Source organism: Streptomyces sp. NRRL F-6492, assembly GCF_001280125.1.
Taxonomy (GTDB): domain Bacteria; phylum Actinomycetota; class Actinomycetes; order Streptomycetales; family Streptomycetaceae; genus Streptomyces.
Genome location: NZ_LGEG01000226.1, coordinates 1 through 21744, shown reverse-complemented (window position 1 = coordinate 21744; position 21744 = coordinate 1). Strand labels below are relative to the sequence as shown.

Annotated in this window: 18 protein-coding genes and 2 tRNA genes; 9 read left to right on the top strand and 11 right to left on the bottom strand. The window is 70.9% G+C overall.

What is annotated here, in order from left to right:
* Positions 1-130: 130 nt before the first annotated feature.
* Positions 131-1072, top strand: a complete 942-nt coding sequence (locus ADL08_RS21595; protein ID WP_053645464.1) for a hypothetical protein — start codon at positions 131-133, stop codon at positions 1070-1072.
* A 72-nt stretch (positions 1073-1144) separates the two neighbouring features.
* Here ADL08_RS21595 and clpX read toward each other — a convergent pair whose 3' ends face one another.
* The 5 genes from clpX to ADL08_RS21570 form a co-directional block, all read right to left on the bottom strand.
* A complete protein-coding gene (gene clpX / locus ADL08_RS21590; RefSeq protein WP_030210686.1) occupies positions 1145-2428 on the bottom strand; it encodes an ATP-dependent Clp protease ATP-binding subunit ClpX in 1284 nt (427 codons plus the stop codon).
* Positions 2429-2585: 157 nt separating this feature from the next.
* Positions 2586-3248 carry an ATP-dependent Clp protease proteolytic subunit gene (locus ADL08_RS21585; RefSeq protein ID WP_053645510.1) on the bottom strand — a complete coding sequence of 221 codons (663 nt, stop codon included), beginning with the start codon at positions 3246-3248 and terminating at the stop codon, positions 2586-2588.
* Between the two features lie 62 nt (positions 3249-3310).
* The gene (locus ADL08_RS21580; RefSeq protein WP_053645462.1) at positions 3311-3928 is read right to left on the bottom strand and encodes an ATP-dependent Clp protease proteolytic subunit; all 618 of its coding nucleotides are present in this window, start codon (positions 3926-3928) and stop codon (positions 3311-3313) included.
* A gap of 255 nt (positions 3929-4183) precedes the next feature.
* Positions 4184-5566: a trigger factor gene (gene tig / locus ADL08_RS21575; RefSeq protein ID WP_053645460.1), complete on the bottom strand. Its 1383-nt coding sequence runs from the start codon at positions 5564-5566 to the stop codon at positions 4184-4186.
* A gap of 170 nt (positions 5567-5736) precedes the next feature.
* Positions 5737-5813: transfer RNA gene (locus ADL08_RS21570), tRNA-Pro, on the bottom strand.
* Between the two features lie 133 nt (positions 5814-5946).
* Here ADL08_RS21570 and ADL08_RS21565 point away from each other — a divergent pair.
* Positions 5947-6020 (top strand) — tRNA-Gly (locus ADL08_RS21565).
* A gap of 64 nt (positions 6021-6084) precedes the next feature.
* Here the strand turns inward: ADL08_RS21565 and ADL08_RS21560 are convergent.
* On the bottom strand, positions 6085-6279 hold the full coding sequence (locus ADL08_RS21560) for a hypothetical protein (protein WP_030210679.1): 195 nt from the start codon (positions 6277-6279) through the stop codon (positions 6085-6087).
* A 308-nt stretch (positions 6280-6587) separates the two neighbouring features.
* Between ADL08_RS21560 and ADL08_RS21555 the strand changes: the two genes are divergently transcribed.
* Positions 6588-7715, top strand: a complete 1128-nt coding sequence (locus ADL08_RS21555; RefSeq protein ID WP_053645458.1) for an acyltransferase family protein — start codon at positions 6588-6590, stop codon at positions 7713-7715.
* A gap of 88 nt (positions 7716-7803) precedes the next feature.
* On the opposite strand, the gene ADL08_RS21550 is transcribed toward ADL08_RS21555, so the two are convergent.
* Positions 7804-8952: a PP2C family protein-serine/threonine phosphatase gene (locus tag ADL08_RS21550; protein WP_199837055.1), complete on the bottom strand. Its 1149-nt coding sequence runs from the start codon at positions 8950-8952 to the stop codon at positions 7804-7806.
* A gap of 117 nt (positions 8953-9069) precedes the next feature.
* Between ADL08_RS21550 and ADL08_RS21545 the strand changes: the two genes are divergently transcribed.
* Entirely contained in the window at positions 9070-10302 is a 1233-nt protein-coding gene (locus ADL08_RS21545) for a GNAT family N-acetyltransferase (protein WP_053645454.1), read from the top strand.
* 10 nt (positions 10303-10312) lie between these two features.
* Here ADL08_RS21545 and ADL08_RS21540 read toward each other — a convergent pair whose 3' ends face one another.
* Both ADL08_RS21540 and ADL08_RS21535 read right to left on the bottom strand, forming a co-directional pair.
* On the bottom strand, positions 10313-11122 hold the full coding sequence (locus ADL08_RS21540; RefSeq protein WP_053645452.1) for an Fpg/Nei family DNA glycosylase: 810 nt from the start codon (positions 11120-11122) through the stop codon (positions 10313-10315).
* The gene (locus ADL08_RS21535) at positions 11122-11616 is read right to left on the bottom strand and encodes a ribose-5-phosphate isomerase (RefSeq protein ID WP_053645450.1); all 495 of its coding nucleotides are present in this window, start codon (positions 11614-11616) and stop codon (positions 11122-11124) included. The genes ADL08_RS21540 and ADL08_RS21535 overlap by 1 nt, the downstream gene beginning before the upstream one ends.
* 196 nt (positions 11617-11812) lie before the next feature.
* Here ADL08_RS21535 and ADL08_RS21530 point away from each other — a divergent pair, with 196 nt between their 5' ends.
* The gene (locus ADL08_RS21530) at positions 11813-13249 is read left to right on the top strand and encodes an amino acid permease (RefSeq protein WP_053645448.1); all 1437 of its coding nucleotides are present in this window, start codon (positions 11813-11815) and stop codon (positions 13247-13249) included.
* 61 nt (positions 13250-13310) lie between these two features.
* Here ADL08_RS21530 and ADL08_RS21525 read toward each other — a convergent pair whose 3' ends face one another.
* Positions 13311-13904 carry a biotin transporter BioY gene (locus ADL08_RS21525; RefSeq protein WP_053645446.1) on the bottom strand — a complete coding sequence of 198 codons (594 nt, stop codon included), beginning with the start codon at positions 13902-13904 and terminating at the stop codon, positions 13311-13313.
* Between the two features lie 261 nt (positions 13905-14165).
* On the opposite strand from ADL08_RS21525, the gene ADL08_RS21520 reads away from it, so the two are divergent.
* From ADL08_RS21520 to ADL08_RS21510, 3 genes are all read left to right on the top strand, one after another.
* Entirely contained in the window at positions 14166-15551 is a 1386-nt protein-coding gene (locus ADL08_RS21520; RefSeq protein WP_053645444.1) for an amino acid permease, read from the top strand.
* A 250-nt stretch (positions 15552-15801) separates the two neighbouring features.
* Positions 15802-17214 (top strand): amino acid permease, encoded by a 1413-nt coding sequence (locus ADL08_RS21515; protein ID WP_053645442.1) that lies wholly within the window; start codon positions 15802-15804, stop codon positions 17212-17214.
* Positions 17215-17384: 170 nt separating this feature from the next.
* Positions 17385-18029 (top strand): superoxide dismutase, encoded by a 645-nt coding sequence (locus ADL08_RS21510; RefSeq protein WP_053645439.1) that lies wholly within the window; start codon positions 17385-17387, stop codon positions 18027-18029.
* A gap of 134 nt (positions 18030-18163) precedes the next feature.
* Here ADL08_RS21510 and ADL08_RS21505 read toward each other — a convergent pair whose 3' ends face one another.
* Positions 18164-18799: a DsbA family protein gene (locus ADL08_RS21505; RefSeq protein ID WP_053645438.1), complete on the bottom strand. Its 636-nt coding sequence runs from the start codon at positions 18797-18799 to the stop codon at positions 18164-18166.
* A gap of 145 nt (positions 18800-18944) precedes the next feature.
* Between ADL08_RS21505 and pepN the strand changes: the two genes are divergently transcribed.
* The gene (gene pepN / locus ADL08_RS21500; protein ID WP_053645436.1) at positions 18945-21494 is read left to right on the top strand and encodes an aminopeptidase N; all 2550 of its coding nucleotides are present in this window, start codon (positions 18945-18947) and stop codon (positions 21492-21494) included.
* Positions 21495-21744 lie beyond the last annotated feature (250 nt).

Here is a 21744-nt window from a genome sequence, read left to right as displayed (position 1 = left end):
TTTAGGGGTGTCTCGTCCCTGTCCTGAAACGCTTTGGTTCGGTAACGGTGTGGCCCCCGCCGCACCGAGTGTCCGACGGTTCCGCCAGGATGTTCGGCAGGCATAAACATCCTGTGAGGGGAACCTGTCCATGAGTTACAACCAGCCGGGCCCGTACGGCGGCCAGCCGCCCCAGCAGCCCGGGCCCTACGGCCAGCCGGGCCCCTACGGCCAGCAGCCGCAGCAGCCGGGGCCGTACGGTGCCCAGCCCGGCTACGGATACCCCCAGCAGGCCCCGCAGGGCGTCCCGCCGCAGCAGCCCCCGTACGGCTACCCGCAGCAGCAGCCCGGCCCGTACGGCCAGCAGCCCCCGTACGGCGGCCCCCAGGGCCCCGGCGGCTTCCCGCCGCCCCCGCCGGCCCCGAAGAAGTCCAAGGCGGGCTGGATCGTCGGCGCGGTGGCCGTGGTCGCGGCGATCGCCGTGGGCGCGTACTTCGTGGTCGGCGGCGGCGGTTCCTCGGTCGCGAACGACGGCCCGCACAAGCTGATCACCCCGGACACGGTGCTCGGCGAGTACAAGAAGATGCCCGACAAGGGGAGTTCGTCCGAGAAGAGCTCCCTGAAGGAGGCCGAGAAGAACGGCGTCAAGAACGCCAAGGAGGTCGGCGCCTCCTACCAGGTGGAGAACAAGGCGAACCCGCTGGCGAGCAAGATGCTCTCCTTCAACGGCCTCTACGGCGAGATCGAGGACCCCGAGAAGGTCGTCGACACCATCTTCGCCGCCGCCAAGGTGGAGGCCGACAAGGACGCGGGGAAGCCCGACGTGCCCCAGCTGGAGGGCAGCCCGCAGGCGTACGAGCCGGCGGGGCTCGACGGCGCGGTCCTGAAGTGCCAGCAGGCCAAGACGAAGGCCGACACCGGCAAGGGCACGCCCGCGTTCGCCATCACCATGTGCGTCTGGGCCGACCACAGCACCGTGGGCTTCGTGGTCCCGGTCGACATGGCCTCCATGATGACCGGCGCGGGCGGCTCCGCCGAGGAGGCGGCCGCCACCACCGCCAAGCTCCGCAAGGAAGTTCGCGTCAAGCTCTGACCGGACGGTCCCGCGCACGCGTGAGGGGGTCCCGCCTTCGGGCGGGACCCCCTCATCGTCGTCCGTCCGGCGTCAGGCCGACTTCTCGTGCCTGCCGTCGTTCTTCACGATCCGCGGGACCAGCGTCGGGTTGACGTTGTCGCGGACCACGTCGGCCGTGATGACGACCCGGGCCACGTCCTTGCGGGACGGGACCTCGTACATCACCGACTGGAGGACCTCCTCCATGATGGCGCGCAGGCCGCGGGCGCCGGTGCCGCGGAGGATCGCCTGGTCGGCGATGGCCTCCAGGGCCGGGCGGTCGAAGTCCAGCTCCACGCCGTCGAGTTCGAAGAGGCGCTGGTACTGCTTCACCAGCGCGTTGCGCGGCTCGACCAGGATCTGGAGGAGCGCCTCGCGGTCCAGGTTGTGGACGGAGGTGAGGACGGGGAGACGGCCGATGAACTCGGGGATCATCCCGAACTTCACCAGGTCCTCCGGCATGACCTCCTGGAACTGGTCGCTCGCCTCGATCTCGCGCTTGGAGCGGATGGTCGCCCCGAAGCCGATGCCCTTGGCGCCCGCCCGCGACTCGATGATCTTCTCCAGGCCGGCGAAGGCGCCGCCCACGATGAAGAGCACGTTCGTCGTGTCGATCTGGATGAACTCCTGGTGGGGGTGCTTCCGGCCGCCCTGCGGCGGCACGGAGGCGGTGGTGCCCTCCAGGATCTTCAGGAGGGCCTGCTGCACGCCCTCGCCGGAGACGTCCCGCGTGATCGACGGGTTCTCGCTCTTGCGGGCGACCTTGTCGATCTCGTCGATGTAGATGATCCCGGTCTCGGCCTTCTTGACGTCGTAGTCGGCCGCCTGGATCAGCTTCAGCAGGATGTTCTCGACGTCCTCGCCGACGTAGCCGGCCTCCGTGAGCGCCGTCGCGTCGGCGATGGCGAACGGGACGTTGAGCATGCGGGCCAGGGTCTGCGCGAGCAGCGTCTTCCCGGAGCCCGTGGGGCCGAGCAGCAGAATGTTGGACTTCGCCAGTTCGATGGCGTCGTCACGGCCCTGCGCGCCGCCGTTCTCGCCGGCCTGGACGCGCTTGTAGTGGTTGTACACCGCGACCGAGAGGGCCTTCTTCGCGGGCTCCTGCCCGACGACGTATCCCTCGAGGAACTCGTAGATCTCGCGGGGCTTGGGGAGTTCCTCCCAGCGCACCTCGCTCGTCTCCGCGAGTTCTTCCTCGATGATCTCGTTGCAGAGGTCGATGCACTCGTCGCAGATGTACACACCGGGTCCCGCGATGAGCTTCTTCACCTGCTTCTGGCTCTTTCCGCAGAACGAGCACTTGAGCAGGTCGCCGCCATCACCGATGCGTGCCACGAGGTGCTTCCCCTTCGCCTGGGAGCCGCTTGGTTCGGCGACTCCTGGTGCCTCATATTCGACGGTACCTTGCCGGGCCCCCCGTTCGGGCCCCCCTTGGCACGGTTCACATGGTCGCGATTCGGCCACGCGAACCGTGTCAGGGGAAGGTCGGGCGTCAGCGCTCGGCGGAGGCCGTGCTCTTGCGGGTCGAGACGATCTGGTCGACGAGACCGTACGCGAGGGCGTCCTCGGCGGTCAGGATCTTGTCGCGCTCGATGTCGTCGCGGATCTTGTCGATCGGGGTCGAGGAGTGCTTGGCCAGCATCTCCTCCAGCTGGCTGCGCATGCGCAGGATCTCGCGGGCCGCGATCTCCAGGTCGGAGAGCTGCTCGCGGCCGGTGCCGCCGGAGGGCTGGTGGATCAGCACGCGGGCGTTCGGCAGGGCCATCCGCTTGCCGGGGGTGCCGGCGGCGAGCAGCACGGCCGCGGCGGAGGCCGCCTGGCCCATGCAGACCGTCTGGATGTCCGGCTTCACGAACTGCATCGTGTCGTAGATCGCCGTGAGCGCGGTGAAGGAACCGCCGGGGCTGTTGATGTAGATCGAGATGTCGCGGTCCGGGTCCATCGACTCCAGGCACAGGAGCTGCGCCATGACGTCGTTGGCGGAGGCGTCGTCGATCTGCACGCCGAGGAAGATCACGCGCTCCTCGAACAGCTTCGCGTACGGGTCGTACTCGCGCACGCCCTGCGAGGTGCGCTCCACGAAGCGCGGCACGACGTAGCGGTTGTCCATCGGCGCGCCGGTGTGGAGGCCGCTCGGGGAGAGGTTGTTCTGCATCTGGGTGTTCACCGTCCTGGTGGCGTTCGGTGGGCTGGGGCTCTTGAGCGGGCCGGCGGGGCTCAGGCGCCCGTGCCGCCGCCGCCCGGAACGCCCGAGGCGGCAGAGATGATCTCGTCGATGAGGCCGTACTCCTTGGCCTCCTCCGCGGTGAACCAGCGGTCGCGGTCGCCGTCGCGGATGATCGCCTCGACGGTCTGGCCGGAGTGGTGCGCGGTGATCTCGGCCATGCGCTTCTTGGTGCGCAGGAGGTACTCGGCCTGGATCTTGATGTCCGAGGCGGTGCCGCCGATGCCGGCGGAGCCCTGGTGCATCAGGATGTCGGTGTTCGGCAGCGCGAAGCGCTTGCCGGCGGTGCCGCCGGTCAGCAGGAACTGTCCCATGGAGGCCGCCATGCCCATGCCGATGGTGACGACGTCGTTCGGGATGTACTGCATGGTGTCGTAGACGGCCATGCCGGCCGTCACCGAGCCACCGGGGCTGTTGATGTAGAGGTAGATGTCCTTGTCCGGTTCGGCGGCCAGGAGGAGCATCTGTGCGGTGATCTTGTTGGCGATGTCGTCGTCGACCTGCTGGCCGAGGAAGACGATGCGCTCGCCGAGCAGCCGGTTGTAGACATGGTCGCCGAGGCCGCCACCGATGGACGGCTCACCCGCGGCGTAAGGCTTCAGATTCGTCACGTATCCACCTGCTCGTCTCCGACGGCCCCGGGCCGTCTCCGCGTCTCGTTCAGAAGGCACTGCCCTCGTATTCATGGACCCTAACGCGCAGGTGGGACAACGCCATCCCGGTTCCCGAACTGTTCGCTGGGAGCGCAAGGTAGTTGGGGGCGCGTCACGGGGTCCCGGTACGTCCGCGGGCCCGTGCGCACAGCTGTGCGCACGGGCCCGCGGAGCGGTTCGGCGCGGGGGTCGGGCCCCCGCGCCGCTCCGGGCTTACTTCTCCTCGGAGGCCTCGGCCTCGGCGCCCTCGGCCGCCTCGACGGCGGTCTCGGCGGTCTCGTCCTCGTCGTCGGAGAGGTCGACGACCTCGCCGTTGGTGTCGACGACCTTGGCGGCCTCGACGACGACCGCGAGGGCCTTGCCGCGGGCGACCTCGCCGACGAGCATCGGCACCTGGCCGCCCTGGGCCACGGCCTGGGCGAACTGGTCGGGGCTCATGCCGGAGGAGGCGGCACGGCGGAACAGGTGCTCGGTGAGCTCCTCGCGGGAGACGTCAAGCTTCTCCCGGTTGACCAGCTCGTCGAGGATGAACTGGGTCTTGATGCCCTTCTCGGCCTGCTCCTTGGTCTCGGCCAGGAACTCCTCCTCGGTCTTGCCCTGGATCTCCAGGTACTTCGCGAGGTCGATGCCCATCTGGCCGAGCTGGTGGTGCTCCAGGTTGTGCTTGCGGGTGTTGATCTCGTCCTCGAGGAGCTTCTCGGGCATCGGGACCTCGACCAGCTTGAGGAGCTCGTCGAGGACGCGCTCCTGGGCCTGGGTGGCCTGGTCGAACTGCTTCATGTTCTCGAGGCGCTTGCGGCTGTCGGCCTTGAGCTCGTCGAGGGTGTCGAACTCCGACGCCAGCTGCGCGAAGTCGTCGTCCAGCTCGGGGAGCTCGCGGGCGGCGACGGCGGTGACCTTGACGGTGACCTCCGCGTCCTTGCCCTCGGCGGAGCCGCCCTTCAGCTGCGAGGTGAAGGTGGTCTCGCCGCCGGCCTCCAGGCCCTTGACGGCCTCGTCGATGCCGTCGAGCAGCTCGCCGGAGCCGATGGTGTACGAGACGTCGCTCGCGACGCCGTCGGGGAGGACCTCGCCCTCGACCTTGGCCTCCAGGTCGATGGTGACGACGTCGCCGTCCTGGGCGGCGCGCTCGACCGGGGAGGTCGAGGCGAAGCGCTCGCGGAGCTGCTCCACGGACTTCTCGACGTCCTCGTCGGTGACCTCGACCGGGTCGACGGTGACCTCGATGCCGGAGTAGTCCGGGATCTCGATCGCCGGACGGATGTCGACCTCGGCGGTGAAGGCCAGCAGCTCGCCGTCCTTCAGCTCGGTGATGTCGACCTCGGGCTGGCCGAGCGGGTTGACCTCGGCCTCGTTGACGGCCTCGGTGTAGAACTTCGGGAGCGCGTCGTTGACGGCCTCTTCCAGCACGGCGCCGCGGCCGAACCGCTGGTCGATCACGCGAGCCGGGATCTTGCCCTTGCGGAAGCCCTTGACCGTGACCTGCTGGTTGATCTTCTTGTACGCCGCGTCGAGGCTGTCCTTGAGCTCCTCGAAGGGCACCTCGACAGTGAGCCGAACCCGGGTCGGGTTCAGGGTCTCCACGGCGCTCTTCACGGTTCGGTCTCCTTGTGGCTGATTCCTGGATTCAGCCGGGCCGCGCGGGGCGGGTCCGGCCGATCGGCCCGGTCAGAGAGACACACGGGCACGCAGCTTGCATAGTAACCGCAAGCGGGAGGACGCCCACAACATGATCAAGAACGCCCGGGACGGGCACGTGGTCGTCATGGTCGGGGTGGCGGGATTTGAACCCACGGCCTTCCGCTCCCAAAGCGGACGCGCTACCAAGCTGCGCCACACCCCGTCGGTGCGACACGTAGGGTACATGGACGGAGACTCTGCGGCGCCCCTCTTTCCACGGGGTGTGCGAAGAGGGCCCCGGACCCGGTACCATGCTCTTCGTGCCGCGGTCCTCGTGACCTGCGGCGCGATGCTGTGCGGGTGTAGCTCAATGGTAGAGCACTAGTCTTCCAAACTAGCTACGCGGGTTCGATTCCCGTCACCCGCTCCACATGGCCCGGGGCCCGGACCGCTTCTCGCGGTCCGGGCCCCGTGTCGTTTCCGAGGGGGCGTCCTCAGAACTTGATGGACGCGACGGTCTGCGTTATCGAGTCCAGGAAGCGCTGGATGTCGTCGGCCATGCCGGTGGAGGCGAGGAAGAAGCCGAAGAGGACCGCGACCACGGCGGGGCCGGCCTTGAGGCTTCCCCCGCGGATCAACACCACCATGATGATCGCCAACAGCAACACCACAGACAGTGAAATGGCCACAACTGATCACACCCTCGGTCGGTCCCGCCTTGCCGTCCGGAGGCCTCGCGTCGTCCGCGCCCCCCGCCGCTCCCATGGTGCCATCAACCCCCTTGCCCACGCCGCCCGGTGACGAACCGCCGGGTCGCGGAGGGCCCCCGGCGGCGGGTAAGGGAGAGAAAAGGCACAACCGTACAACCAAGCCCGTTTTACCCGGGTGTAGGGCGTATTAATCGGCGGCACAAGAGCACTTAAAGGCCTTTTTGCGTCGAATGCCCTTTGTTGCGCACGGGGTTCAGTCGGCGTGAGGACGTGGCTAGGGTTCCCCGATGTCCTCCGCCACACAGAACAGCGTCAGGGCTCCGTTCTCCGGGCGCCGGGAAGCGGAGCGGACACCCACGGCCCCCGCGACCGCGCCGCGGAGCGGGCCCGCGCGCGGGCCCACCGTGCGCGATCCCTACTTCGACAACGCGAAGTACCTCGCGATCCTGCTCGTCGTCATGGGTCACCTCTGGCCCGCGGTGATCGAGGGGAGCCGGGCCACCCGCGGGCTCTACATGCTGGTGTACGCCTTCCACATGCCGGTGTTCATACTGATATCCGGCTATCTCTCGCGCAGTTACACCGGCCGGCCCGACCAGCTCAGGCGCCTGCTCACCGGCGTCGCCGTGCCGTACCTCTTCTTCGAGGTCGCGTACACGCTGTTCACCCGGTGGGGCACCGGTGCCTTCCGGCCGTTCAGCCTGCTGCGCCCCACCTATCTGATGTGGTTCCTGATCGCGCTGTTCGTCTGGCGGCTGACCACCCCGTTCTGGCGGGTCGTGCGGTGGCCGGTGGCGACCTCCCTGGTGATCGCCGGACTCGCGTCGGTCACTCCGGCCGTCGGCGCGCCCCTGGACCTGGCCAGGGTGCTCCAGCTCCTGCCGTACTTCGTGATCGGCCTGAGCATGGAGCCGGAGCACTTCGCCCTCCTGCGGCGGCGGCCCGTGCGGATCGTCTCGGCGGTCGTGCTCGTCGCCGCGGTTCCGTTCTTCTACTGGCGGGCGCCGGCCTTCCACCTCAACTGGTTCTACCGCTCCCGCAGCGTGCAGGAGATGGGCGCCGACGTGGGGTGGGGCGTGTTCCTGGTCGCGGTCCTCCTCCTCGGCACGCTGGTGCTGGCCGCGGCGTTCCTGTCCCTCGTCCCGGGCACCCGGCGCTGGTTCACGGCCCTCGGGGCCGGCACCATCTGCGGCTACGTCCTGCACGGCTTCCTGATACGGGGCGCCGGATACCTGGGGCTCTTCGAGGACCACCCGTGGCTCACCACGGCCCCGGGCCGGGTGGCGGTCACCCTGGTCGCCCTGGCGGTGATGACCCTCCTCTGCACGCCCCCGGTGCGCAAGGCGCTGAAGTGGGTGACGGAGCCCGAGATGGCCTGGGCCTTCCGCAGGGGTGGGGCGGCGAAGCCGGGCTGACCGCCCCGGATCCCGGACGGCCCCGGACGCCTCCCCGCGCGGGAGGGTCCGGGGCCGTCCCCGTGTCCGTGCGCGTCCGGAGGCGCTCTCAGGGGGACCGGCGGCTGATCAGGAGCAGGGCCCGGTCGTCGTTGACGTCCTTGGCGACGGCCTCGATGAGGTCCCAGGCGACGCCGTCGAAGCCGTCGGTGACACAGCGGTCGGCCTCGCCGGTGAGCCGGTCGATGCCCTCGGCGATGTCCCGGTCGGCGGCCTCGACGAGGCCGTCGGTGAAGAGCATCAGCACGTCGCCGGGGCGCAGGGAGCCCTTGGCCGGGTGGAACTCGGCGCCGTCGTAGACGCCGAGGAGGGGTCCTTCGGCCTCCTTCTCCTCCCAGCGTCCGCTGCCCGCGTGGAGCTGGAGGGCGGGCAGGTGGCCGGCCGAGTAGAGCTCGTAGTCCCCGGACTCCAGGTCGAGGACGAGGTGGATCGAGGTGGCGAAGCCCTCGTCCCAGTTCTGGCGCAGCAGGTAGCCGTTGGCGGCGGTCAGGAAGCCGTGCGGCGGGAGCGAGCCGAGGAGGCCGCCGAAGGCGCCGGAGAGCAGCAGGGAGCGGGAGGCGGCGTCCATGCCCTTGCCGGAGACGTCGGTGAGGACGACCTCCAGGGTGCGGCCGCCGTGGGTGCGGGCGGCGACCACGAAGTCCCCGGAGAAGGACTGACCGCCGGCCGGGCGCAGCGCCATCTCGCGGTGCCAGCCCTGCGGGAGCCGGGGCAGCGCGCTCTGCACCCGGATGCGTTCGCGCAGGTCGAAGAGCATGGTGCCGCCGCGCCGCCAGGGCACGCCGACGCGGGCCCGGAACTGGGCGATGAGGAGCCCGAAGAGGCCGCAGGCGGCGACGACGAGGACGGTGCCGGGGGTGACCCGGGCGGGGCCCTGGGTGTACGGGCCGAGGACGACGGACTCGACGATGAGGGCGCCCGCGGCGGCCGCGTACAGGCCGAGCAGGCTGGCGGGGCGCAGCAGCAGGCCGCCGGCCACGATGGGCAGGGCGAGCGCGGTGGGCGCGCACCAGACGGGGTCGACCAGGGTGCCGAAGGCGATGGCCGGGATCATCAGGAGGAGTCCGGCGAAGGCGATCCAGTCGGCGCCGTCCCCGCGGAAGTAGTCGACGCCGGATTTGCGCAGCGCGACGCGGGCCCGGCGTACGCGCCTGCGCGTCCGGGCCGCGTACGCGTTCACTCCGCCGCGGTGTCCCATGGGCCGGACCCTATCCATCCCGTCCGGCGTCGTGCAGGGGTACCCCGGCGACAATGTGCGCGAAACCGGGTCGCCCCGGGCGCGGGCCGCTGATATCGATGGCATATGACTTGGCATATGACTACTGAGCTGCGGGTTCTCGACCCGATCGAATGGGACCGCTGGTACGGGGTCCTCGAACTCGCCTTCGGAGGGGTGGTCGAGTCCCCGGAGGAGCGACGGCTGTGGCGGGACCTGACCGAGTTCGACCGTTCCCTGGGCGCCTGGGACGGTGAGCTGTGCGTGGGGACGGCGGGGTCGTTCTCGTTCCGGCTGACGGTTCCGGGCGGGGCGTCGGTGCCGGCGGCCGGGGTGACCATGGTGAGCGTGGCGGGGACGCACCGGCGGCGCGGGATCCTGACCGCGATGATGCGGCGGCAGCTGGACGACCTGCGGGCGGCGGGCGAGTTCCTCGCGGTGCTCACGGCGTCGGAGCCGGGGATCTACGGGCGGTTCGGCTACGGGATCGCGACGTACTCGACGCGGGCGGTGATCGACACGAACCGGGTGCGGCTCGCGGTGCCGGAGGGCACGGACGCGGTGGCGCTGCGCCGGGCGGACCTCGTGGAGTCCTCGGCGGCGTGCGAGGCGGTGTACGCGCGCCTGGTGTCCGCGCGGCCGGGGATGCTGGCCCGGCGGCCGGGCTGGGAGCGGCTGCCGCTGATCGACCCCGCGGCCGAGCGGGGCGGGACCTCGCCCCGGCTGTGCGTGCTCGCGGAGCGGGACGGGGAGGTCGTGGGGTTCGCGCACTACGCGGTCAAGCCGGACTGGTCGGCGACGGGGGCCGACGGGTCGGTGCACGTGCACGGGCTGATGGGGCTCGACCCGGCGGCGGAGGCGGCGCTGTGGCGGTTCCTCTGCTCGGTGGACCTGACGGCGTCGGTGCGGACGGTCGAGGGCCGGCCGGTGGACGACGGCTGGCAGCACCTGGTGGACGACGTGCGGCGGTGCGCGCCGACCCTGCGGGACTCGTTGCACGCGCGCCTGGTGGAGGTGGGCCCGGCCCTGGAGGCGCGGACGTACCAGACGCCGGTGGACGTGGTGTTCGAGGTCGAGGACGCGTTCTGTCCGTGGAACGAGGGGCGTTGGCGGCTGACCGGGGACGCGAAGGGCGCGGTCTGCGTGCGGACCTCGGACCCGGCGGACCTGTCGCTCTCGGTGCGGGAGCTGGGGGCGGCGTATCTGGGCGGCGTCCCGCTGACGTCGCTGGCGGCGGCCGGGCGGGTGCGGGAGCTGCGGGAGGGCGCGCTGGTGGAGGCGTCGGTGGCGTTCGGCTCGCCGGTCGCGCCGTGGCTGCCGCACGGGTTCTAGAGAAGTGCCCTCAGCGGGTCTGGCAGCCCGGGCACCAGAAGAGGTTGCGGGCGGCCAGGTCCGCCGTGCGGATGTCGGTGCCGCAGATGTGACAGGCCATCCGGGCGCGCCGGTAGACGTACACCTCGCCGCCGTGGTCGTCGACGCGCGGCGGGCGGCCCATCGCCTCGGGGGTGTGCTCGGGCCGGACGGTGTCGATGCGGTTGAGCCGGACGCCCTCGCGCATCAGCGCCGCCAGGTCGGCCCAGATCGCGTCCCACTCCCGCTTCGTGAGGTCCTTGCCGGCGCGGTACGGGTCGATGCCGTGCCGGAAGAGGACCTCGGCGCGGTAGACGTTGCCGACGCCGGCGACGACCTTCTGGTCCATGAGGAGGGCGGCGACGGTGGTGCGGGACTTCGAGATCCGGCGCCAGGCCCCGTCCGGGTCGTCGCCGTCGCGGAGCGGGTCGGGGCCGAGCCGGTCGTGTATCGCCCGCTTCTCGGCGTCCGTGATCAGGGCGCAGGTGGTGGGGCCGCGCAGGTCGACGTACGACTCGGGGTTCGCGAGGCGCAGCCGCACCGTGTCGGTGGGCGGCGGCGCGGGGGCGTCGCCGAAGGCCACCTTGCCGAAGAGGCCGAGGTGGATGTGGATCCAGACCCGGCCGGTGAAGCCCAGGAAGAGGTGCTTGCCGTGGGCCTCGGTGGTCTCCAGGACGGTGCCGTCGAGCAGGGCGGCCGAGTCGGCGAACTTGCCCTGCGGGCTGGAGACGCGCACGGGCCGGCCGCCGAACCGCTCGCGGTGGTCGGCGGCCAGCCGGTGGATGGTGTGCCCTTCGGGCATCAGGCGGTCGGCTCCTGCGGGTGGTGGGCCGGGATCGGGGGGAGCTCGCCGGTGTTCTCGTAGGCGGTGAGCATGTCGATCCGGCGGGTGTGGCGCTCGTCACCGGAGTACGGGGTGCTGAGGAAGATCTCGACGAACTTGGTCGCCTCTTCCTGCGTGTGCATCCGGCCGCCGACGGAGATCACGTTGGCGTTGTTGTGCTCGCGGCCGAGGGCGGCGGTCTGCTCGCTCCAGGCGAGGGCGGCGCGCACCCCCTTCACCTTGTTCGCGGCGATCTGCTCGCCGTTGCCGGAGCCGCCGATGACGATGCCGAGGGCGTCCGGGTCCGCGGCCGTCCTCTCGGCGGCGCGCAGGCAGAACGGCGGGTAGTCGTCGAGGGCGTCGTAGACGTGGGGACCGCAGTCGACGGGCTCGTGGCCGTGGGCCTTCAGCCACTCGACGAGGTGGTTCTTGAGTTCGTAGCCGGCGTGGTCGGAACCGAGGTAGACGCGCATGGTGCCGAGTGTGGCACGTACCGGCCGGGGTAGTGGGCAGCGGGGTCGGGACCTTCGTCCGGCCTGGTACGGACCTTCGACCCTCGCGCGTCCGTCCGTACAACGATCCGGAACGGGGTCTTCCGATCAGCCCCGCCGACAGGGTTAAATGCCCGGGCTCGCGACCCGAGCGACCCCCACACCCGAGGAAGCGTCCATGAACACGCAACCGACCCTGACGAAGGACGACGGCACGACCGGCACCACCGGGACGCCCGACTCCTCCGACGGTCTCAAGGCCGGTCTCAAGAACCGCCACCTCTCGATGATCGCGATCGGCGGCGTCATCGGCGCCGGCCTCTTCGTCGGCTCCGGCTCCGGCATCGCCGCGGCCGGCCCCGCGATCCTGCTCTCCTACGCGCTCGTCGGCACCATGGTCGTCTTCGTGATGCGCATGCTGGGCGAGATGGCCGCCGCCCGGCCGTCCTCCGGCTCCTTCTCCGCCTACGCGGACCAGGCCCTCGGCCGCTGGGCCGGCTTCAGCATCGGCTGGCTGTACTGGTTCTTCTGGGTCGTCGTGCTCGCCGTCGAGGCGACCGCGGGCGCGGTGATCCTGGAGAGCTGGGTCCCGGCCGTCCCGCAGTGGGCCTGGGCGCTCATCGTGATGGTGGTGCTCACCGCCACCAACCTCGCCTCGGTCGCCTCCTACGGCGAGTTCGAGTTCTGGTTCGCCGGCATCAAGGTCGTCGCCATCGGCGCCTTCGTCGTCATCGGCCTGCTCGCGGTCTTCGGCGTGCTGCCCGGCTCGGACAACCCGGGCGCCGGGTTCGCGCACCTCACCGACGCCGGGGGCTTCCTCCCGATGGGCGCGGGCGCGATCCTCACCGGTGTGCTGATGGTCGTCTTCTCCTTCATGGGCAGCGAGATCGTCACCCTGGCCGCCGGCGAGTCGGAGGACCCGCAGCGCGCGGTCACCAAGGCCACCAACAGCGTGATCTGGCGGATCGGCGTCTTCTACCTGGGCTCGATCTTCGTGGTCCTGACCCTGCTGCCGTGGAACGACGAGTCGATCGTCGAGAAGGGCTCGTACGTCGCCGCCCTCGACTCCATCGGCATCCCGGCCGCCGGCCAGATCATGAACGTGATCGTCCTGACGGCCGTCCTGTCCTGCCTGAACTCGGGCCTCTACACCGCCTCCCGGATGGCCTTCTCGCTCGGGCGGCGCGGTGACGCCCCGAAGGCCTTCGCCCGCACCACCGCGCGGGGCGTGCCGCGGGCGGCGATCCTCGGCTCGGTCGTCTTCGGCTTCGTCGCGGTCTTCTTCAACTACAAGTGGCCGGACACCGTCTTCGCCTTCCTGCTGAACTCCTCCGGCGCGGTGGCGCTCTTCGTCTGGCTGGTCATCTGCGTGACCCAGCTGCGGATGCGCGGCATCATCCTGCGCGAGTCGCCGGAGAAGCTGGTCGTGCGGATGTGGCTCTTCCCGTACCTGACCTGGGCGACGATCGCCATGATCGTCTTCGTCCTCGGCTACATGATCTACGACGGCGGCAGCGCCCGGGAGCAGGTCGTGCTCTCGCTGCTCGTGGCCGCCCTCGTGATCGCGGTCGCGCTGGTCCGCGAGCGGATCGGGAAGTCCTCCGCGAAGCTCTGACCGCGTGTGCGAAAGGGCCCCGGCGGAGTGCGCCGGGGCCCTTTCGCGTGCCGTGCGGGCCTCAGCCCCTGCGGCCGGCGAGCTTCCAGGCGGCCGGGAGGACGCCCATGGCGAGGGCGGCCTTGAGGGCGTCGCCGATGAGGAACGGGGTGAGGCCGGCGGCGACGGCCTGGCCGAAGGTCATGCCGGTGGCGAGGGCCAGGTAGGGCACGCCGACCGCGTAGACGAGCGCGGAGCCGAGGGCCATCGCGCCGGCCGTGCGGAGCACCGAGCGGTCGGCGCCGCGGCGGGCGAGGGCGCCGACGACGGTGGCGGCCAGGAGCATGCCGAGGACGTAGCCGAAGGACGGCATCCCGTAGCCGGAGGTGGCCTGGGCGAACCAGGGCACGCCGGCCGCGCCGGCCACCGCGTAGAGCGCGAGGGCGAGGAAGGCGCGGCGGGCGCCGAGGGCGGTGCCGACGAGCAGGGCGGCGAAGGTCTGGCCGGAGACCGGGACCGGGGAGCCGGGGACCGGGACCGAGAGCTGCGCGGCGAGGCCGGTGAGGGCGGCGCCGCCGACGACGAGGGCGATGTCGCGGGCGCGACTCGCCGGGACCAGGTCGGCGAGGACGATGCCCGGCCGGAGGGAGCGGACGGGGGCGGCTGCGGTGCTCATCGGTACTCCGCGGGGGTGAGGGTGCAGGGACAGGTTGACGCTATGCCAGGGGTGAGCGCCCGATCACCGTCAGCAGCCGACAAAGCGGAAGCCGACCGCTTCATGGAGTTCTGACAAAGGACGGTTTTCATGCCGTGCGCCACGTGACCCTTGTCACTGGCAACTCGCTGGAAGACGTCCCTTTTGCGCCTGGGGGAGGTCACCGGAGAGACTGTGGAGTCTCCATAAAGCGCCATCTCCCGAGAGCACGAGCCCTTCACCATGCCCGACGCCCCGCCGCCCTCTCCGCTCACCGAACCGGAGCCCCTCTCCCACGGCCTGAAGCAGCGTCACCTGACAATGCTGGGGCTCGGCGGGGTGATCGGCGCGGGGCTCTTCGTGGGGTCGGGGGCCGGCATCGCCGTCGCCGGGCCGGCCATCGTGTTCTCGTACCTGATCGCGGGCGCGCTCGCGATGCTGGTGATGCGGATGCTGGGCGAGATGTCGGCGGCGATGCCGGCGTCGGGCGCCTTCTCGGTGCACGCGGAGCGGGCGCTCGGCCGGTGGGCGGGCTTCTCGGTGGGCTGGCTGTACTGGTTCCTGCTCGTCGTGGTCCTCGCCGTGGAGGCGACGGGCGCGGCCCGGATCGCGCACGGCTGGGTGCCGGGGGTCCCGCAGTGGGGCTGGGTGCTCGTCTTCATGGTCGTGTTCACCCTCGCCAACCTGGCGGCGGTGAAGAACTTCGGCGAGTTCGAGTTCTGGTTCGCCGCGCTCAAGGTCGGTGCGATCGTCCTCTTTTTGGTCCTGGGCGTCCTCGCGATCGCCGGCTGGCTCCCGGACACCGATCCGGTGGGCCTCGCCAACCTGACCGGGCAGGGCGGTTTCCTGCCGAACGGCTGGTCGGGGGTGGTGTCGGGGGTGCTCGCCGTCGTCTTCGCCTTCGGCGGCCTGGAGGTCGTCACGATCGCGGCGGCCGAGTCGGACGACCCGGCGCGGAACGTGGCGCGGGCGGTGCGCAGCGCCGTGTGGCGGATCCTCCTCTTCTACGTGGGCTCGATGCTGGTGATCGTGACCCTGCTGCCGTGGACGTCGATGGAGCCGGGCGAGTCGCCGTACGTGGCGGTCCTGGACGCGATCGGGGTGCCGGGGGCGGGCCAGATCATGAACGTGGTGGTGTTCGTGGCGCTGCTCTCGGCGCTCAACGCGAACCTGTACGGCTCCTCGCGGATGGTGTTCTCGCTCGCCGAGCGCGGGGAGGCGCCGAAGGGGCTCCTGAGGGTCTCGGGCGGAGGGGTGCCGCGCCGGGCGGTGCTCGCCTCGGTGGCCTTCGGCTTCGTCTCCGTGCTGCTCAATCTGAAGTGGCCGGACTCCGTCTTCCTCTACATGCTCAACGCGGTCGGCGCGGTGCTGCTCTTCGTGTGGGGCCTGATCGCGGTCTCGGAGCTGCGGCTGCGGCGCCGGATCGAGCGGGAGGCGCCCGAGACGCTGACGCTGCGCATGTGGGGCTTCCCCTGGCTGACGTGGGTGGCGCTCGCGGCGATGGGCGCGGTGCTGGTCCTGATGCTGTGCGACGAGGGGGCGCGGCCACAGGTGCTGTGGTCGTCGGCGGCGACCGGGGCGGTGCTGCTGGTGGCGTGGGTGCGGGAGCTGCGGGCGCGGCGGGGCTGAGGGCCGGGAAGGCGCCGGGCGCGGCGGGGCCGAGGGCCGGGACGACGCCGGGCGCGGCGGGGCCGAGGGCCGGGACGACGCCGGACGCGGCGGGGGCCGGGAGGCGCGCGGAGGCCGCGTACGAAACGGAACCGGATCTTCACCTTGTGTGAAGACCGTGCCCGTATAGCGGACATCGGTTCCCTCTCAGCGGTGTGCCCGCCCAGACTGTGGCCCGTTCCCCCGTCCCAGCCAGTGAACAGGGCGGCCCATGTCCCGGACCACCGCGCCCGCGCCCGTCGACCGCGAGGACGACGGCGCGGCACCCGCCGAGGGGCTCTCCCACGGCCTCAAGCAGCGCCACCTCTCGATGATCGCCCTCGGCGGCGTCATCGGCGCAGGCCTCTTCGTCGGCTCCGGCGCCGGCATCGCCGCCGCCGGCCCCTCCATCGTCGTCGCCTACGCCCTCTCCGGCATCCTCGTGATGCTGGTGATGCGGATGCTCGGCGAGATGTCCGCCGCGAACCCGGCCTCGGGCTCCTTCTCCGTCCACGCCGAGCGCGCCTTCGGCTCCTGGGCGGGCTTCACCTCGGGCTGGGCCTTCTGGTTCCTGCTCTGCGTCGCCGTCGGCCTGGAGGGCATCGGCGCGGCGAAGATCATGACCGGCTGGTTCCCCGGCAGCCCCGAGTGGGCCTGGGTCGCGCTCTTCATGCTGGTCTTCTGCGTCACCAACCTGGCGGCCGTGAAGAACTTCGGCGAGTTCGAGTTCTGGTTCGCCGCGCTCAAGGTCGGCGCGATCGTCCTCTTCCTGGGCATCGGCGTCCTCGCGATCACCGGTCTGCTGCCCGGCTCGGACGCCCCCGGCACCGCCAACCTCACCGGCGACGGCGGGTTCTTCCCGCACGGCTCCGAGGGTCTGATCGTGGGCCTGCTCGCCTCGGTCTTCGCGTACGGCGGCCTGGAGACGGTCACCATCGCGGCGGCCGAGTCGGAGCACCCGGTGCAGGGCGTCGCCAAGGCCGTCCGTACGGCGATGTGGCGGATCGCGCTCTTCTACATCGGCTCCATGGCGGTCATCGTCACCCTGGTGCCGTGGGGCGACCCGGCGGTCGTCGAGAAGGGCCCGTACGTCGCCACCCTGGACCACCTGGGCATCCCGGCCGCCGGCCAGATCATGAACGCGGTCGTGCTCGTCGCCCTGCTCTCCGCGATGAACGCCAACGTCTACGGCGCCTCCCGCATGGCCTCCTCGCTGGTCGCGCGCGGCCAGGGCCCGAAGGCGCTCGGCCGCACCTCCGGCGGCGTCCCGCGCCCGGCCGTGCTCGCCTCCTCCGTCTTCGGCTTCGGCTGCGTGCTGCTGAGCTACTGGCGGCCGGACGACATCTTCGTCTGGCTGCTCAACACCATCGGCGCGATCATCCTGGTCGTCTGGTTCTTCATCGCCGCCTCCCAGCTGGTGCTGCGCCGCCGCACCGAGCGCGAGGCGCCCGAGAAGCTGGTCGTGCGGATGTGGGCCTTCCCGTTCCTGACGTGGGTGGCGCTGGCCGGCATGGCGGTGGTGTTCGTCCTGATGGCCCGTGAGGAGGGCACCCGCACGCAGCTGTACTGGACGGGCGGCCTGACCCTGCTGCTCGCCGGCATCGGCCTCGTACGCCAGAGGGCGGCACGGGACCGCGCTTCCTGACCGCGCCCCGTACCGACGGGAAACCCCCGGACCGCACCCGGTCCGGGGGTTTCTCCATGCGCGGACACGGGACCTAGGACGAAGGGCTGATCAACTCCGGGACGCACCTACTGTTAGCCTGCACCTGCATACAGGTTGCAATAAGCAGGAGCAGTCGAAGGGCCGGGCACATGCCGATCTACACACTTCCCGAGCTGCCGTACGACTACGCGGCGCTGGAGCCGGTGATCAATCCGCAGATCATCGAGCTGCACCACGACAAGCACCACGCGGCTTACGTCAAGGGCGCGAACGACACCCTGGAGCAGCTGGAGGAAGCCCGCGACAAGGACCAGTGGGGGTCCGTCAACGGGCTGGAGAAGAACCTCGCGTTCCACCTCTCGGGCCACATCCTCCACTCCATCTACTGGAACAACATGAACAGCCCGAAGGAGGGCGGCGGCGGCGAGCCGCTGGCCGCCGACGGCGTCGGCGACCTCGCGGACGCGATCACCGAGTCCTTCGGCTCCTTCGCGAAGTTCAAGGCCCAGCTGACCAAGGCCTCCGCGACCACCCAGGGCTCCGGCTGGGGCGTCCTCGCCTACGAGCCGATCAGCGGCCGCCTCATCGTCGAGCAGGTCTACGACCACCAGGGCAACGTCGGCCAGGGCTCGGTCCCGGTCCTGGTGTTCGACGCCTGGGAGCACGCCTTCTACCTCCAGTACAAGAACCAGAAGGTCGACTTCATCGAGGCCATGTGGCAGGTCGTCAACTGGCAGGACGTGAGCAAGCGCTACCACGCCGCCAAGGCCTCGGTCCCGCTGATCTCCTTCTGAGGCACCGGGCCCGCAGCGGCCCCCCGTCGTCCCACTCGTGATCGTCTTCTCAACCTTCACGTGCGGGCGGAATGAGGAAGAACCCCCGCGATGACGTGAATCGCGGGGGTTCTTCCGCAGCTGCGGGGCGGTGACTACTCGAAGCTCGGCGCCGCCGTCCGGGTGCGCTTGATCTCGTAGAAGCCCGGCGTCGACGCCACGAGCAGCGTGCCGTCCCACAGCCGGGCCGCCGCCTCGCCGCGCGGGGTCGGGGTGACCACGGGACCGAAGAAGGCGACCTCGTCGCCGTCGGGGCCCGGCACCGAGACGACCGGGGTGCCGACGTCCTGGCCCACCTTGTCGATGCCCTCCTTGTGGGAGGCGCGCAGCTCGGTGTCGTAGGTGTCCTTGTCGGCGTACTCCACGAGGTCCTCGGGCAGGCCGACGTCCTTCAGGGCCCCGGCGATCGCCTCGCGGGTCGGGCCCTCGCCGTTGTTGTGGAAGCGGGTGCCGAGCGCGGTGTAGAGCTTGCCGACGACCTCGTCGCCGTGCAGCTGCTGGGCCGCGATCACCACGCGGACCGGGCCCCAGGCCTTGGTCCGCAGCATCTCCTGGTACTCCTCCGGGAGCTCGTCGATCCGGTCCTCGTTGAGCACCGCCAGGCTCATCACCTTCCAGCGCACGTCGACCGGGCGCACCTTCTCCACTTCGAGGATCCAGCGGGAGGTCATCCAGGCCCAGGGGCACAGCGGGTCGAAGTAGAAGTCTGCGGTGGTCCTGCTCTCGGACATGTCACTCCTCGGTACGGCCGCGGGAAAGGAAGGTGGTGCGCCGAGGGGAGAACGCCACGGACCCGGAAGGGCATTCCCGTGTGCCGGGCGACAGGGGCACATGGGAGGATCGGTGCTGTTTCGAACGCGCCACGAAGGAGTGACCGTGCCCGGTGAGAATCTGTCCCGCGACGAGGCCCACGAGCGGGCCGCGCTGCTGTCCGTCGACGGGTACGAGGTCGCCCTCGACCTGCGCTCGGCGGTCGGCGAGTCCGACGAGGCGGTGCGCACCTTCCGTTCGGTGACGACGATCCGCTTCCGCCGTACGGGAGCGGGCACGAGCACCTTCGCGGACCTGATCGCCCCCTCGGTGAACGCGGTCACCCTGAACGGGCGCTCCCTGGACCCGGCGGAGGTCTTCGACGGCGCGCGGGTCGCGCTCGACGGCCTGGAGGACGAGAACACCCTGGTCGTGGACGCGCAGTGCGCCTACAGCCGGACCGGCGAGGGCATGCACCGCTTCGTCGACCCGGAGGACGGCGAGGTCTACCTCTACACGCAGTACGAGCCGGCCGACGCCCGCCGGGTGTACGCGAACTTCGAGCAGCCCGACCTGAAGGCCCCGTACCGCTTCTCGGTGACCGCGCCGGAGGAGTGGACGGTCTGGTCGAACGGCGCCGGGGAGCGGGACGCGGAGGGGGTGTGGCGGTTCGCCGAGACGGCGCCGATCTCCACGTACATCACCTGCGTGGTCGCCGGTCCGTACCACTACGTGACCGACACCTACCGGCGCGGGGACCTGGAGATCCCGCTCGGGGCGATGTGCCGCAAGGGCCTTGCGAAGCACTTCGACGCGGACGACGTCTTCCTGATCACCAAGCAGGGCTTCGACTTCTTCCACGACAACTTCGACTACCCGTACCCCTTCGGGAAGTACGACCAGGCCTTCGTCCCCGAGTACAACCTCGGCGCGATGGAGAACCCGGGCATGGTGACCTTCCGCGAGGAGTACGTCTTCCGGGGCAAGGTCACGCAGGCCTCGTACGAGGCGCGGGCCAACGTCATCCTGCACGAGATGGCGCACATGTGGTTCGGCGACCTGGTCACCATGGTGTGGTGGGACGACCTGTGGCTGAAGGAGTCCTTCGCGGACTTCATGGGGTCCTTCGTGAACGCCGAGGCGACCCGCTTCACCCACAGCTGGGTGACCTTCGCCAACAACCGCAAGTCCTGGGCGTACCGCGCCGACCAGCTGCCGTCCACCCACCCGATCACGGCCGACATCCGTGACCTGGAGGACGCCAAGCTGAACTTCGACGGCATCACGTACGCCAAGGGCGCGTCGGTCCTGAAGCAGCTCGTGGCGTACGCCGGGCGGGACGCGTTCCTGGAGGGCGCGCGCCGCTACTTCAAGCGCCACGCCTACGGCAACACGCGCCTGGGCGACCTGCTCGCGATCCTGGAGGAGACCTCCGGGCGCGACATGAAGGGGTGGGCGAAGTCCTGGCTCCAGACCTCGGGCGTGAACGTCCTGGCGCCGGACGTCACCTACGACGCCGAGGGCCGGATCACCGAGCTCGCCGTCCTCCAGGAGGGCGACGAGCTCCGTCCGCACCGGACGGCCGTGGGCCTCTACCGGCTCGGGGCGGACGGCTCGCTCGCGCGGTACGCGCGGGCCGAGGCGGACGTCACCGGCGCCCGCACGGTCGTGGCCGGGCTCGCGGGCGAGGAGCGGCCCGACCTGGTGCTCGTCAACGACGACGACCTCACCTACTGCAAGATGCGCTTCGACGAGGGCTCCCTCGTCACCCTGCGCAAGCACCTGGGCGACGTCACCGACCCGCTGGCCCGCGCGCTGTGCTGGTCGGCGCTGTGGAACCTGACCCGCGACGGGCTCGTGCCCGCCCGGGACTTCGTCGCCGTCGTCCTGGCCTTCGCGGGCCGCGAGACGGAGATCGGCGTCCTCCAGATGGTGCACGCCTGGACGAAGTCGGCCGTCACCCTGTACGCGGCGCCGGGGTGGCGCGCGGAGGGCGGCCGGCTGCTCGCCGAGGGCGGGCTGCGCGAGCTGCGGGCGGCGGAGCCGGGCAGCGAGCACCAGCTGACCTGGGCGCGGTTCTTCGCGGCGACGGCCTCCTCGGACGCCGACCTCCGGCTCCTGGAGGAGCTGCTCGACGGCACGGCCCGGATCGACGGCCTGGACGTCGACCAGGAGCTGCGCTGGGCGCTCCTTTCGCCGCTCGCCGCGCACGGGCGCGCGGACGAGGCCCGGATCGGCGAGGAGCTGGCCCGGGACGACACGGCGACGGGCAAGCGCCACCAGGTGCGGCTGCTCGCCTCGCGCCCCTCGGCGGCGGTCAAGGCGCAGGCCTGGGCGCAGGTCGTCGAGTCGGACGCCCTGTCGAACGCGCTGGTCGAGGCGACGATCGCGGGCTTCGCGCAGCCCTCGCAGCGCGAACTGATCGCCCCGTACGCGGAGAAGTACTTCGCGGCGATCGAGCGCCTGTGGGCCGAGCGGTCGATCCAGATCGGCATGGACGTGGTCCGGGGCCTGTTCCCGGGGCTCCAGGACGACGCGGCGACGCTGGCCGCCACGGACGCCTGGCTGTCGGCGCACGAGTCGGCCGCGCCGGCCCTGCGGCGCCTGGTCCTGGAGGCCCGCGACGACCTGGCGCGGGCCCTGCGCGCGCAGGAGTGCGACCGCGCGGCGGAGTGACGGCGACCGGACCCGGCGGGGGTCGCGGGCTCCGGCCCGCGGCCCCCGCCGTCGCGTGCGCGGTCGCCGTCGCGTTCACGGCCGCGTTCACGAGGGGGAGGTGCCTCATCGGCACTCGAACGCACGTACTTTAGGGCGAGCTTGTCCCCAATTGTCGACGAGCGTGTAACAGGGGTTAGGGGAGCCTTCGGAAGCGGAAGACCCCCGGCATGAACCACAACACCCCCATCACCCCCCGCCCCGCCGCGCC